This window comes from Mesoflavibacter sp. CH_XMU1422-2 (genome assembly GCF_037029245.1).
Lineage (GTDB): Bacteria > Bacteroidota > Bacteroidia > Flavobacteriales > Flavobacteriaceae > Mesoflavibacter > Mesoflavibacter zeaxanthinifaciens.
The window spans coordinates 1-14,070 of record NZ_JAYMEE010000006.1; the positions used below are offsets into that span (position 1 = coordinate 1).

At 31.6% G+C, this 14,070-nt stretch carries 13 protein-coding genes; 7 read left to right on the plus strand and 6 right to left on the minus strand.

Annotation, left to right across the window (positions count from 1 at the left end; all coding sequences use genetic code 11):
• Window positions 1-262: 262 nt before the first annotated feature.
• Window positions 263-1,213, minus strand: coding sequence for a phosphoribosylaminoimidazolesuccinocarboxamide synthase (locus WA340_RS01810; protein ID WP_336127043.1), 951 nt, complete (start codon window positions 1,211-1,213; stop codon window positions 263-265).
• Window positions 1,214-1,469: 256 nt separating this feature from the next.
• Window positions 1,470-2,423, minus strand: coding sequence for a PhoH family protein (locus WA340_RS01815; RefSeq protein WP_336127044.1), 954 nt, complete (start codon window positions 2,421-2,423; stop codon window positions 1,470-1,472).
• Between the two features lie 118 nt (window positions 2,424-2,541).
• Between WA340_RS01815 and WA340_RS01820 the strand changes: the two genes are divergently transcribed.
• From WA340_RS01820 to WA340_RS01850, 7 genes are all read left to right on the plus strand, one after another.
• Window positions 2,542-3,375 carry an SAM hydrolase/SAM-dependent halogenase family protein gene (locus WA340_RS01820; RefSeq protein WP_336127045.1) on the plus strand — a complete coding sequence of 278 codons (834 nt, stop codon included), beginning with the start codon at window positions 2,542-2,544 and terminating at the stop codon, window positions 3,373-3,375.
• A gap of 9 nt (window positions 3,376-3,384) precedes the next feature.
• Window positions 3,385-3,681 carry a putative quinol monooxygenase gene (locus tag WA340_RS01825; protein WP_336127046.1) on the plus strand — a complete coding sequence of 99 codons (297 nt, stop codon included), beginning with the start codon at window positions 3,385-3,387 and terminating at the stop codon, window positions 3,679-3,681.
• 125 nt (window positions 3,682-3,806) lie between these two features.
• Window positions 3,807-4,526: a gliding motility-associated ABC transporter permease subunit GldF gene (gene gldF / locus WA340_RS01830; protein WP_336127047.1), complete on the plus strand. Its 720-nt coding sequence runs from the start codon at window positions 3,807-3,809 to the stop codon at window positions 4,524-4,526.
• Window positions 4,523-5,008 (plus strand): hypothetical protein, encoded by a 486-nt coding sequence (locus WA340_RS01835; RefSeq protein ID WP_336127048.1) that lies wholly within the window; start codon window positions 4,523-4,525, stop codon window positions 5,006-5,008. Before gldF ends, WA340_RS01835 begins: the two co-directional genes overlap by 4 nt.
• The gene (gldG, locus tag WA340_RS01840) at window positions 5,001-6,677 is read left to right on the plus strand and encodes a gliding motility-associated ABC transporter substrate-binding protein GldG (RefSeq protein WP_336127049.1); all 1,677 of its coding nucleotides are present in this window, start codon (window positions 5,001-5,003) and stop codon (window positions 6,675-6,677) included. Before WA340_RS01835 ends, gldG begins: the two co-directional genes overlap by 8 nt.
• A gap of 87 nt (window positions 6,678-6,764) precedes the next feature.
• A complete protein-coding gene (dnaN, locus tag WA340_RS01845) occupies window positions 6,765-7,883 on the plus strand; it encodes a DNA polymerase III subunit beta (protein ID WP_027879870.1) in 1,119 nt (372 codons plus the stop codon).
• Window positions 7,884-8,031: 148 nt separating this feature from the next.
• A complete protein-coding gene (locus WA340_RS01850; protein WP_336127050.1) occupies window positions 8,032-8,394 on the plus strand; it encodes a hypothetical protein in 363 nt (120 codons plus the stop codon).
• A gap of 67 nt (window positions 8,395-8,461) precedes the next feature.
• On the opposite strand, the gene WA340_RS01855 is transcribed toward WA340_RS01850, so the two are convergent.
• The 4 genes from WA340_RS01855 to WA340_RS01870 all read right to left on the minus strand — a co-directional run bounded on the left by WA340_RS01855 (window position 8,462) and on the right by WA340_RS01870 (window position 14,070).
• Window positions 8,462-9,007, minus strand: a complete 546-nt coding sequence (locus WA340_RS01855; RefSeq protein ID WP_336127051.1) for a hypothetical protein — start codon at window positions 9,005-9,007, stop codon at window positions 8,462-8,464.
• A gap of 8 nt (window positions 9,008-9,015) precedes the next feature.
• Window positions 9,016-11,796 carry a T9SS type A sorting domain-containing protein gene (locus tag WA340_RS01860; RefSeq protein ID WP_336127052.1) on the minus strand — a complete coding sequence of 927 codons (2,781 nt, stop codon included), beginning with the start codon at window positions 11,794-11,796 and terminating at the stop codon, window positions 9,016-9,018.
• A gap of 190 nt (window positions 11,797-11,986) precedes the next feature.
• Window positions 11,987-13,204 (minus strand): hypothetical protein, encoded by a 1,218-nt coding sequence (locus tag WA340_RS01865; RefSeq protein WP_336127053.1) that lies wholly within the window; start codon window positions 13,202-13,204, stop codon window positions 11,987-11,989.
• Window positions 13,205-13,317: 113 nt separating this feature from the next.
• Window positions 13,318-14,070 carry a LytR/AlgR family response regulator transcription factor gene (locus WA340_RS01870; protein ID WP_336127054.1) on the minus strand — a complete coding sequence of 251 codons (753 nt, stop codon included), beginning with the start codon at window positions 14,068-14,070 and terminating at the stop codon, window positions 13,318-13,320.

The window sequence follows — 14,070 nt, forward strand, 5'->3', positions numbered from 1 at the left end:
CGTATATCATAACCTTATTCCTCTCTTTGGTTCTTTATGATTAAATGTTAAAGTTAATAGATTGCTAACTTAAGACGTATATAATTCATTGCTAGCGAAGGCTTACTTACGAAAATCCTCGCGGATTTTCTATTCGGTTCTTATTTGCTAAATTACATGCTAAACCACGCAACAAACCATATACAAACACGTTAAACGAAACTCCACAAAAAAAGCTCACAAAACGTGAGCTTTTTTTTATTGATATATTTTATTTAAAAATCTAGGCGTTTAAATAATCTAACACATTAGCTTCTATCCTACTTTCTATGTTAGAGACGTCTGCTTTTACAAAAGTTTCGCCCATAATGTTCTCGTATAACTCTATGTAACGGTCAGATACGGTTTGGATGTAATCGTCACTCATTTCTGGTACGGTTTGTCCTTCTAACCCTTGAAAATTATTAGCAATTAACCATTGGCGTACAAACTCTTTAGACAGTTGTTTTTGGGCTTCGTTATTATCTTGACGCTCTTGGTAACCATCGGCATAAAAATAACGTGAAGAGTCTGGCGTGTGTATCTCATCTATCAAGACTATCTTACCGTCTTTGGTTTTTCCAAATTCGTATTTAGTATCTACTAAAATTAATCCACGTTTTGAAGCAATTTCAGTTCCTCTAGCAAATAATTTGCGTGTGTAATCTTCTAAAACATTGTAATCTGCTTCGCTAACAATACCACGTTTTAAAATATCTTCGCGCGAGATGTCTTCGTCATGATCACCCATTTCTGCTTTGGTTGCTGGTGTAATGATAGGTTCTGGAAATTTATCATTCTCCTTCATGCCTTCTGGCATAGCTACACCACAAAGTGTGCGTTTACCAGCTTTATATTCGCGTGCAGCGTGACCCGATAAATAACCACGTATCACCATTTCTACTTTAAAAGGCTCGCATAAATGACCAACAGCAACATTTGGATCTGGTGTTGCTGTTAACCAATTTGGGACTAAATCTTCGGTTGCTTTCATCATACTTGTTGCAATTTGATTTAGTATTTGACCTTTGTAAGGAATACCTTTTGGCATAACAACGTCAAAAGCACTTAGCCTGTCTGTTGCTATCATGACTAATTTGTCGTCGTTAATATTGTAAACTTCTCTTACTTTTCCTTTGTATACACTTTTTTGACCAGGAAAATTAAAGTTAGATTTTATAATGGTGTTACTCATTTTGATTTACGAATTACGATTCTGGGTTTATGGATTTATTTGACACGAATTTCACTAATTATCACTAATGATTTCGAAAAGCTTTTTCTTCTTCAACATTAATTTCAAGAATTGTCACAAATTACAAACCTTTGCTAAATGGTTGCATACACGACAAACACTAAAATTTCAATAGAAAAGCGCAAAGTTATTTTATTTTTTTAATTTCTTTTTAATAATTATCACAAACTGCCAACAGATAACTGCTAACAAATGCCTACTCTCTATTTTCAATATTCTTGTAAGCTTCTATTATCTTTTTCACTAATCGGTGTCTAATAACGTCTTTATCATCTAAAAAGACCATACCAACGCCTTCTACATTTTTAAGAATTAATAATGCTTCTTTTAATCCAGAAATAGTACGACGTGGTAAATCGATTTGTCCAGGATCACCTGTTAATAAAAACTTAGCGTTTTTACCCATACGGGTTAAAAACATTTTCATTTGTGCGTGTGTTGTATTTTGACCTTCGTCTAAAATAACAAATGCATGATCCAATGTACGACCACGCATAAAGGCTAATGGTGCTATTTGGATTATGCCTGTTTCTATGTAATTAGCTAATTTTTCAGCAGGAATCATATCGCGTAAAGCGTCATATAATGGTTGCATATACGGATCTAATTTCTCTTTTAAATCGCCTGGTAAAAAACCTAGATTTTCTCCTGCTTCTACTGCTGGTCTTGTTAAAATGATACGCTTAACTTCTTTATTTTTTAAAGCTTGCACCGCTAAAGCAACACCAGTATAGGTTTTACCTGTTCCTGCAGGACCAATAGCAAAAACCATATCATTTTTACGCATTAACTCTACCATACGACGTTGGTTAGCTGTTTGCGCTTTGATAATTTTACCATTTGCACCGTGTACAATAGTTTCACCGCTATGCTCAGACGTTGTGTAGTCTTCTTTGCTTTGGCTTGTTAGCACACGTTCTATAGTGTTTTCATCTAATTTATTGTACTTCCCGAAGTGTTCAAATAACATATTTAAGCGCCTATCAAACTCTTCAAGAAGATCCTCATCACCGTAAGCTTTAATTTTATTTCCTCTAGCTACAATTTTAAGTTTTGGAAAATATTTTTTTAATGTGGTAATGTGTTCGTTACCAGTTCCAAAAAATTCTTTTGGAGAAATCTCTTCAAGTTCAATAATTATTTCGTTCAAAAGCGTTTAAATTTTAAATTAATCTGTACAATTTTATTAGTTTTGTTGGCATAAATGCTACTAAACAAACTTACGCAATTTTTGCGTGTTGTATATTAAAAAAATATCAACAAAATTAATGGCTATCATCACTTTAACAACCGATTTTGGAGAGAAAGATCACTTTGCTGGCGCAATTAAAGGCGCTATTTATACTGAGTTACCAGATGTTAGAATTGTTGATATCTCTCATTCTGTATCGCCTTTTAATATCTCTGAAGCTGCTTACATTATTCAAAATGCGTACAGTAGTTTTCCTAAAGGAACCATTCATGTTATAGGAATTGACTCTGAATTAAACCCAGAAAATAAACATATAGCTGTAGAGCTTGACGATCATTTTTTTATTTGTGCCAATAACGGAATTATGAGCATGATTGCCAATGTTATTTCTCCTAAAAAAATTGTTGAAATAAATATACACGATAAAATAGAAACTAGTTTTCCGGTTTTAGATGTGTTTGTAAAAGTAGCGTGCCATATTGCACGAGGAGGAACTCTAGAAGTTATAGGTAAAGCTATTAATAACATTAAACCAATAAAAAATTTAGTGCCTTATGTTAATGAAGAGAAAACACAGATAATAGGTAGCATAATCTACATAGACAATTACGGTAATGTCGTTACTAATATTAGAAAGTCTTTTTTTGAACAATTACAAAAAGGTAGAACTTTTGAAATTTCTGCAAGAAGCCATAAATTTAAAACTATATATAACAAATATAGTGATATAGTAAAATTTGACATCCCTGAAGCTCAGCGTCACGATGAAGGACGAGGTCTTGTTGTCTTTAATAGCTCAAACTTTTTAGAAATTGCAATTTACAAAAGCAACACAAATACTGTAGGTGGCGCAAGTACGTTAATGGGACTAGGATTAAGAGACACTGTAACTATCAACTTTAAAAAATAATTGCAAAAAATGTTTGTTAGAATTGTAAAATTGAGTTTTGCCGAAGAAAATATAAACGTTTTTAAAGCTAATTTTGAAACAGTAAAACATAAAATCAGAGCTTTTGAAGGTTGCCAATTGCTAGAATTATATCAAGATAAACACAATAGTAATATCTTTTTTACGTATAGTTATTGGAATACAGAAGAAGATTTAGAGCATTATCGAAATTCTGAATTATTTAAAGGTGTTTGGGCAAAAACAAAACCTTTGTTTAACGCAAAACCTGAAGCTTGGAGTGTTGACAAATTAGCGATTTTAAATTGATCAATGACGACTAACGATTTACAAGTAAAACAGAATAAAAACTATTAACTTTACGCTTTAAACAATTTCACTTTAAAAACTTACAACTTTAAATACTTACAACTTTAAATACTTAAAACTTATTAATGCTAGCCATTCTAAAAAAAGAAATTAACTCGTTTTTTGCCTCACCAATAGGCTATTTAGTTATAGCAATTTTCCTATTACTTAACGGACTGTTTTTATGGTTGTTTAAAGGCGAATTTAACATCTTAGATAATGGTTTTGCAGATCTATCTTCGTTTTTCTTGTTATCACCTTGGATATTAATTTTCTTAATTCCTGCGGTAACCATGCGTAGCTTTAGTGACGAGAAAAAACAAGGTACTTTAGAGTTGTTATTAACCAAACCTATTAGCACATTACAGCTTGTTTTAGGTAAATATTTTGGTGCATTTTTATTAATTATCATAGCACTAATACCAACTTTACTTTATGTATATACAGTTTATCAATTAGGTAACCCAGAAGGTAATTTAGACGTTGGCAGCACTTTAGGCTCTTATTTTGGATTGTTATTTTTAGTTGCTGCATATACTGCTATTGGTGTGTTTGCCTCTACCCTTTCAGACAATCAAATTGTAGCTTTTATAATTGCAGTATTTTTATGCTTTTTCTTTTATATAGGTTTTGAAGGTATTGCAGATTTTACTTCAAGTAATTTTATAGATAATTTAGGCATGTCTGCACATTTTAAAAGTATGAGTCGTGGTGTTTTAGATACTAGAGATATCATCTATTTTATTAGTGTTACAGCACTATTTATCTTTTTTACAACGCATATTATTAATCGTCAAAAAGCATGATCATTACCGTTCCTTTAATACTATCGTTTATTGTAACTTTTGTCTTGGTTTGGCTATTTGTAAAAACCATTGGCAACAAAAAATGGTTAAGCGTTTTAATCGCTTTAGTAATTACACCTTTTGCCTATTTTTACTTGTTATATCCTATGGTAAATATTTTTAGTAGTTATCATCATGAAAAATATTTTAATGCTGAAGATTGGGAAGAATATCCTGCACAACGCTTTGAGATGATGGGCGATATTTTAAATGACAGCACATTAATTGGTGAAACCAAAGCCGAAGTAAAATCTAAATTAGGAAAAGCTGAATGGTACGGTTGGGACGATGCTATTAAAGCAAACTCTGAAGACAAATGGAATTACAACTTAGGTTTTAAACCTGGTGCGTTTACCAAAGATCAAGAGTGTTTAGAATTTGTCTTTAAAAACGATACTTTACAATCTATAAGAAACTATCAACTTGAACAAAAATTTGAATAAGTCACTTAAACATATCATCTTAGTTATTGTTGTTATTATTGCTGTAAATTTTATTAGCACTAAGGTTTACAAGCGTTTCGATTTAACTACAGATCAGCGTTATACCCTAAATGAAGCAACTTTAGATATTATAAAAAAAGCTGAAACACCTATTGTAATTGATGTCTTTTTAGAAGGCGAAGATTTTCCGTCAGAATTTAGACGTTTACAAAGTGAAACCAAGCAATTGTTAGAAGAGTTTAGGGCTTACAACGACAATATTTCATTTAAGTTTATAAATCCTACCGAAGACGAAGATACGCGCGATCAAGCCATCCAACAACTTAATGCACGCGGTTTAACACCAATGCAATTAAACGTTCAGGAAAACGGAAAACAAAGTCAAGAAGTTATTTTTCCTTGGGCATTAGCAAGTTATGATGAGGTTACGGTAAAAATTCCGTTAGTAAAAAATAAAATTGGCGAAACACAACAGCAATTAGTTACTAATTCTGTACAACATTTAGAATATGCGTTTGCAGATGGCATTAGTAAATTAGTCAATCCTAAGCGTCGTAAAATAGCGGTTTTAAAAGGTAATGGCGAAATGGATAACCTTAACATTGCCGATTATGTTAAAACACTTCGTGATTACTATTTTATAGCGCCTTTTACTTTAGATAGCGTCAGTGATAACCGAGAAAAGACGTTAAAAAATTTACAAGACTTTGATTTAATCATCGCAGCAAAACCAACTGAAGCCTTTACAGAAGATGAAAAATTTGTATTAGATCAATACACCATGAATGGCGGAAAAAGTCTTTGGCTAATAGACCAAGTTGCTATGGATAAAGACAGTTTGTATAACGACTTTGGTAAAAATGTAGCTTTAGCTAGAGACTTAAATTTAACCGACTTTTTCTTTAAGTACGGCGTTAGGATTAATCCTGTATTAGTTAGCTCTATGTACTCTGCGCCTATCGTATTGTTATCTGGTGAAGGTAGCAATACCAGAGCAGAACGTTTCCCTTGGACGTATTCGCCATTAGCACAAGGTATTAGTACGCATCCTGTGGTAAACAACTTAAACTACATAAAGTTTGATTTTGCTAGTCCAATAGACACCTTAAAAAACAACTTAAAGACCGTTAAAAAGACGGTTTTACTTCAAAGTGCGCCACTTTCAAAATTAGAAGGCACACCGCGTGAGATTAGTCTAGATGAAGTTAATAATCAACAAGATCCTGCATCATTTAATAAAGGCTCTCAAAACCTAGCGGTATTATTAGAAGGTAAATTTACTTCGGTATATAATAACCGTGTAAAACCTTTCGATTTAAAAGATGTAAAAAACGAAAGTGTACCAACTAAAATGGTTGTAATTTCTGATGGTGATGTAATTAAAAATGAAATTGATAGAAATGGACCTAAAGAATTAGGATACGATTCTAAATTAAATCAGTTTTTTGGTAATAAAGAATTTTTAGTAAACGCTGCTAATTATCTGCTTGACGATAATGGACTTATAAACATTCGATCAAAAGAAATAGCAGTTGCGTTTTTAAATTCAGAAAAAATCACTGAAGAAAAAACCAAATGGCAACTCTTAAACATCTTATTACCATTGGTATTGTTAGGTATTTTTGGTTTTAGTTTTAACTACTTTCGTAAGAAAAAATACGCCAAATAAGTGTTAATAAGTTTGTTTCCTAATTAAACACATTAACAATATATTTGTAATACAACAATTAACCGATTTTAACGAATATATAAATAGATGAAATTTATTGTATCAAGTACCTATTTACTAAAGCAATTACAGGTTTTAGGTGGTGTAATAAACAACTCCAATACACTTCCAATTTTAGATAATTTTTTATTTGAATTACAGCAATCAAAACTAACCGTTTCTGCAAGTGATTTAGAAACAACCATGTCTGCTGTATTAGACGTAGAAAGTGATAACGAAGGAAGCGTTGCTATACCTGCGCGTTTATTATTAGATACTTTAAAAACTTTCCCTGAGCAACCTTTAACATTTGTTGTAGAAGAAAACAACACTGTTGAAATTAGCTCTAATCATGGTAAATATGCATTAGCTTACGCAGATGGAAACGAATTCCCTAAAGCAGTTAGCCTAGAAGATCCTAGCTCTACTGCAATGCCGGCTCATGTATTAGCTACTGCAATAAACAAAACTATTTTTGCTGCTGGTAATGACGATTTACGTCCGGTAATGAGTGGTGTATTTTTTCAATTCTCTACAGAAGGTTTAACCTTTGTAGCTACAGATGCTCATAAACTTGTAAAATATTCAAGAGAAGATGTTAAAGCTTCTCAAGTAGCCGAGTTTATTATGCCTAAAAAACCTTTAAACTTATTAAAAGGAATTTTAGGAGCTAATGAAGATGAAGTAACTATCGAATATAATGACTCTAATGCTAAATTCACTTTTGAAAATACCGTATTAATTTGTCGTTTAATTGATGGTAAATATCCAAACTACGAAGCAGTTATACCAAAAGAAAATCCTAACAAATTAACTATAGACCGCACACAATTTTTAAACTCTGTACGTCGTGTTAGTATTTTCTCTAACAAAACAACACACCAAATAAGACTTAAAATTGCTGGTGCCGAACTTAATATTTCTGCAGAAGATATAGATTATTCTAACAAAGCAGAAGAACGTTTAACATGTGATTACCAAGGAGATGATATGCAAATTGGGTTTAATTCACGTTTCTTAACAGAAATGCTAAACAATTTAAGTTCAGCAGATGTTCAATTAGAATTAAGTATGCCTAACAGAGCTGGTATTTTAACACCAGTAGACGATCTTGAAGAAGGCGAATTTGTAACCATGTTAGTAATGCCGGTAATGCTAAATAGCTAAACCTAACTACATAAATTTAAAAAAAAGCCGCAACTTAAATGTTGTGGCTTTTTTTATTTAAAATCGTTTGATATTTTTTTACTTTTGATATAGTGAAAGGCTTCCCTAATTACCAAAGTGTTTTACTAAGCAATTAATCCAAGAACAAATGATGTATTTTAATAGACTATTATTAGTTTTATTATGTTTTACTTTATGGTCATGCAGTAATGATGATGATAATACAACTACCGACAATAATATTTTGATTGGCAAATGGTTAAGAAGTGATTACGATAACACTTATGAGCATAGTATACATTTTGAAGACAACGATTTTGGCTACACAGCAGATAAACATACAACAGCAGAAGGTATTGTATCTACAGCAATTAGTTTTGATTGGTCTGTTTCTAACAACAAAATTACTTTAATTTTTGATAGCCATACAATTATTTCTAATTACTCCTTTACAGAAAATGGTAACCTAATAATTAATGATTTATCAACATTAGAGTTTATTAAACAATAAATTTTTATAAAATAAAAAAACGCAACCTATAAAGGTTGCGTTTTATATTTAACTTGAAGGTTAAATGTTAATCATAGTAAAGATAATCTCCCTTATAAGTTCCGTTAACTATTACACCATCATTTCTTGTAAACTGAAAACTAATTTCAATTTGATCAGTAGTGTATACTTCTAATGTTAAACTACCTGTAGATGCGTTTAAATTAGTATTAGAATTATTTCTATCTAATAATATATCACCATCTTCTAGTTCTCCATCAATAATTTGAGCGTTTTCTTCAAATTGAAAATTAGACATATCAGAAAAACTATATATTTGTTCTGCTAATGGACTTTGACTAATGCGTATATTAAATACATTAACATTATCAAGTTGAGTCCCATTATTTATAGCGTCTAAAAACTCCGTTTCATTTTTATTGATAAAACTTACAAAAGTACTATTGCCTAATGCAGGCTCTACGATAACAGAACTAACAACATAAGTTTCATTATTTAAAGTAATAACATTTGTGTTTTGAGGTTCTTCTATGTTGTTATCGTCGTCTGAAGAACAATTTAAGACAGTTAAAGCAAGACAAAATAATATTACAAGTTTGTTTAATCTTTTCATTTTAAAAATTATTGTTTTAAGATTTTTACTGTTTGATTTGATTGGTTAGTGTTTATGTTTAAAAAGTACATTCCTGTTGGTAAATTAGAAATGTTAATTTGAGATTGATTAGCAAAATCAAGTACTTTTTGACCATTTACATTAAAAACTGTTACATTTTTAATAGTTTGATTAGTCTTAATATTTACAACGTCTGTAACTGGATTAGGATATAATTTTACTGAGTTTTCATCTAAAGAAATATCATCAACACTTAATGTAGAATTGTACTCGTAAGCTCCTAAATCTATTGTAGTATTAAAAACCCTATCATTACCTGATAAATCTAAAGTTCCGAATAATCCTGAATTATAAAATGAATTTGTTCCTTGATCTATAACTGCTGTTGAAGCTGAAGTTGGTTTATAATCAGCATCTAAATTAGGATTTGCTGTACTTATATTAAAAGCATCTGAATCAATATTAGATGTATAAGGATAAATTGTAGGTGCAATACAGTTATCAATATCTAAATCTCCAAAATTACCTTCTGCAGGTTTAGAATTATCAAAAACCTTATCACTAACTATAGATGTATTACTATATAGATTATTAAAAAAAATAGAATTATATACATCTACAACATTTTCTAACGAACCTGATGAGCTAATATTAATTAAATGTTTAATTGTAGTTGTGGAAAAATCATTTTGGTTGTTTACAAAAGTCGAATTAACAATTGAAGTATTCATATTTGAAGTTCCTGTTTCTCTAAACCAAATAGCGCCAAAGTCTGAATTAAACTGATTATCAGAAAACTCTAAATTCACAAATCTAAAATCGATTGGTGTATTACTACTTGAACTTTGAAATAAGCAAACTCCATTATTAACTAAGTTTCCTTTTACAGCAACATTAATAAATTCAATAGTATCTGTAAAATATCTATAATCCATCAGTAATCCATTACCCGTATAATTGTTTCTAATGATACTGTTTTTTAGCGTAAAATACGATGTATTATAAGTTGTTGGAAAATAAATTACAGGGTTACTACCACTAGGTTTATGAGCATTTTCAAAAATAAAACCATCGATTGTTACCACATTTGTGTTAACATTCATTAATTGCCCTACGTTATCAGATTTGTTAGATGCAAAATCGCCATCAATATCATTTCCATTTATATCTCCTGAAATAATAGTAGCATTTGTTGTATAAATGAGAGACATATCTCTATCATTTTCATCTGTTTCTGTACCATTAAAACCTCCAAAAATTTGAACATTATCATCACTTACTGTAAATCCTCCAGTTGTTGGGTAATACGTTCCAGCTTTTACAAACACTTTTCCTCCAGGCACAAAACTAGTTGAGTTTAAAGCATCATATAAAGAGTTGTAAGCATCTGCCCAAGAGGTACCGTCATTATTACCAGTTGCACCAGCATCTACAAAAATATCTCCAATTGGTGCTGGTGTAGATAAATTTGCAATATCTCCAGGACCATGAAACATCGCTGTATTTGCATGCTGAATAGCTCCTAAACCAATGATTGTTCCACTAGAATACGTTCTTCCGTTTTGAAAACAATCTGTCGCAAGAAAATCAGAGAAATTATAGCCTCCAAAACCACCCATAGTACCGTTTTGACGATAGGCTGCTAAAGGTTCAAAATTTCCTGAAGAAATATCTACAAAAGGTGTTGTTGGTAGATATATTGAATTTGAAACATCATTACTTGGTGTGAAATCACGAGCGTTGGTATCACCAAAATTTATACCTACACCAGAAGTAGTAAAACCAACAAATTCATTTGTTCCAATATTATTATAATATATATTATTATACCAAGCACCACTTAAACCTCCTGAAGTTCTCTCTAATCGAATACAACTAGCTACTGAAGCTGCTACACCAGCACCTTCTTGATTTAAAGAAAGGGTATTATTATTAAAAAACACACTAAGACCTTGTGCTCCGTTAGAAATAAATCTAGCTACACTACCCGACTTTCCTGCATCTTCTACTTTGTTTGCAATAAATAAATTATTTCCTATAAAAATCTTATCATAATCCTGAAGTGATCTATATTCAAAAGCATACCCAACTTGCGACACATTTTCATCTACAATACTATTAAGTAAAGAAAACGTTTTAATAGGATTTGCACTACTTCCTCCATATATATTAGCCCAAATATCAAAAGCTGGTCTAGTTGCTGCGTAGTTTCGTGCAAAACGACAATTTAAAAGTGTGATTTGATTTTGTGTATAGTTAACTGAACTTGGGTGACTGTACAAAGCACTTCCTCCGTAAGCATTTACAAAGTTAATACGATCTATTACAATGTTTTCTTGTACATGATTTAAAGTAGTTCCATTAACAGTAGTTGGCTCAATTTGCAAAATACGTGTTGCATTATCACTTTTATCTGTTGATGTTACACTAGGTACTTCATTCAAATCATCTCCGTTTATATCGCCAGATAAGTATACTGGATGTAACCATGGGTCAACGTTACGATCAGCTTTTGTATTTTCAGTTCCTACAAAACCACCAAAAATATTAACACCATATTGGTTTAAAAAAGGTGTTGAAGCATTAATAGGTTTGTAAGTTCCTTCAGCAATCCAAATTTCAGCACCTGAAGTTGTTGTATTTGTTAAAGCATCATGTAAAGAGTTGTAGGCATTAGCCCAACTAGTTCCGTCATTATTTCCTGTAGCATCAATATCTACATAAACAATGGTTTGTGCTTGCGTAAAACCAAACACTAAAAAGGTTAATAAGAGTAATGTTTTTTTCATTGTAGTTGAGATTTGTTTTATTTTCAACCACAAAACAACTACTACATATAAGGTTTTCAATTTGCTTTTTTCTGAATAGGTCTAATTTCTTTCTGAATGATTTATAAAGATTTTTCTTACACTAAATATTATAAAAAAAGCCTGCTTAAAAAAGCAGACTTAAAAAACTATGATTAATAGCGTATATTAATTATTCGCAGTTCATTTTTTGTCCGTATGGCATTTGACCGTGAATAACACCACCAAATTGTGAGCTACCATAACCGCTACCATTGTACTGTTGCTTGATTAAAAAACCTTGTAAATAGCAGTCGTTATTTTTATTTTTTTCTGTGAAAGCACCTTTTATCCAACGGTATAAAATACGACCTGTGTATTTGTTTATTACAATACTCCAATCGTTAGATTCTATGTTTAACTTTAGAAGTTTTGCACCATCTTTTGCAATGGTTTTAGATACATTTTCTTTAGCAAAACTCACTAATGAAGCATTACTATTCATGCTACCTGCTTTTGGCATTTTTATAGCATCCATAGTCGATTTTGCAGCAGCATCATAATTTGCTTTTAACGTGGCTTCAAACTCTTTTACAATTGGCTTCGCTTTTTCTAACCACTCTAAATGAAATTGTTGATCGCCTTTACCTATTACGTTTAAAATAGTAATATCGTTTTCGTGCATATATGATGGTACATTAAATGCGTGTCCACCTTGGTGCGATGCAGCATAAATAACAAAAACATCGTCTGCAATTAACATTCCTCTTACTAAAATTGGCATGCCTGTACCAAGCCCTAAAGTTTGCGATCGGTCTGCGCCTACTTTGGTAGTAAACATTCCTGAAACCAACTCATAACCAATGTAACCTTCTGGTGACATGGCGACTAGTTCTGGCGTTGTTAAAAAGCGTAACCACGCATATTCTGGATCTTGTGCAGGCAACAAGTCTACATTATCACCCATATCTGTCATTTGGCGTCTTATTTTTACACGATCAACACCAACTGCGCTCATGCCTTTTGTCATTGCAAACGGATAAGACATGTATAAAAACTCATCACTTACTGAATTTGCAGATTTAGGCTTATTAGCGTCTGCTTCTTGTTGCTTTTTTTCAAGATACTTTTGATAGTATAAATCTTGCTTTGCCTGGTCGTTTGGATATTTTTTGGCTAATTCTGCTTTAAATTCTTCGTCGGTATATTCGGTTTTTGATGAATTTTCAGTTGAAGAACTGCCAACCATTCCTGAAGCGTTTTCAGATTTTGAAGACGAATTGCTACTTTCTTTTTTATCTAACTTCTTCTCTACTGCTGCTTTGGCTTTCTTTTTAAGCATTTTACCAAATTGCGCATGAGAGACGTTATAGCATAATGCCAAAACGAATAATAGAACTATTTTTTTCATAAGAATTGTGTTTAATAGACTTCAAAATAAAGCACTTAACCACTATTCTTAATTTGGTTTTTTCTGAAAATGATGATTTTTTTTCTGAAGGAATTTCAGAAATTTCAAATAAATCACATAAAGGTTTCCTTAATCACTTCAAGAAACTGATCGCGTTTAGATTTTGAAATTGGGATGCGTTTTTGATTGTTCATTAGCAAATAATCGCCATCATCTTTTACCAATTCATCAACATATTTTAAGTTGATTAAATACGAACGATGACATTTAAAAAACATCGCATTACGTTCTAATTGCTCAACAAAATGCTTTAATGGTTTACAAATGGTTTTTTGTTTGCCATCCATAAGTTGCACGTTGGTATACATACCATCAGCTTCAAAATACACGATATCATTGTGAGATGCGAACATGATTCCTTTAGGAATTTCTAAAGCAATTTTGTCTATGGATAACTGTTTTAACGAGTCGCGTAACTTGTTTAACTGGTCGTTTAAATTGTTCGCTTTTATGGATTCTTCTGCTTTTGCAACCGCTTCTTTTAACTCGGTTGTGTCCACTGGTTTTAACAAATAATCTACAGCCGACAGTTTGAAAGCTTCAATCGCATATTGGTTGTATGCCGTCACGAAAATGATTTTAAAATCAATCTGATTTGGAAAGTATTCTAAAATGTCTAATCCAGACTGATTTGGCATTTCAATATCTAAAAAAACAACATCTGGTTTACTGGTTTTAATCAAGTCTACACCAGATGCTAAATCTTGAGCTTCTTCAATACTTGTAATACTTTCGCAATGTTCGGTTAGCAAGTTTGATAGTAAATGTCTGGCCCGTTTTTCGTCGTCTATAATTATCGCTTTCAT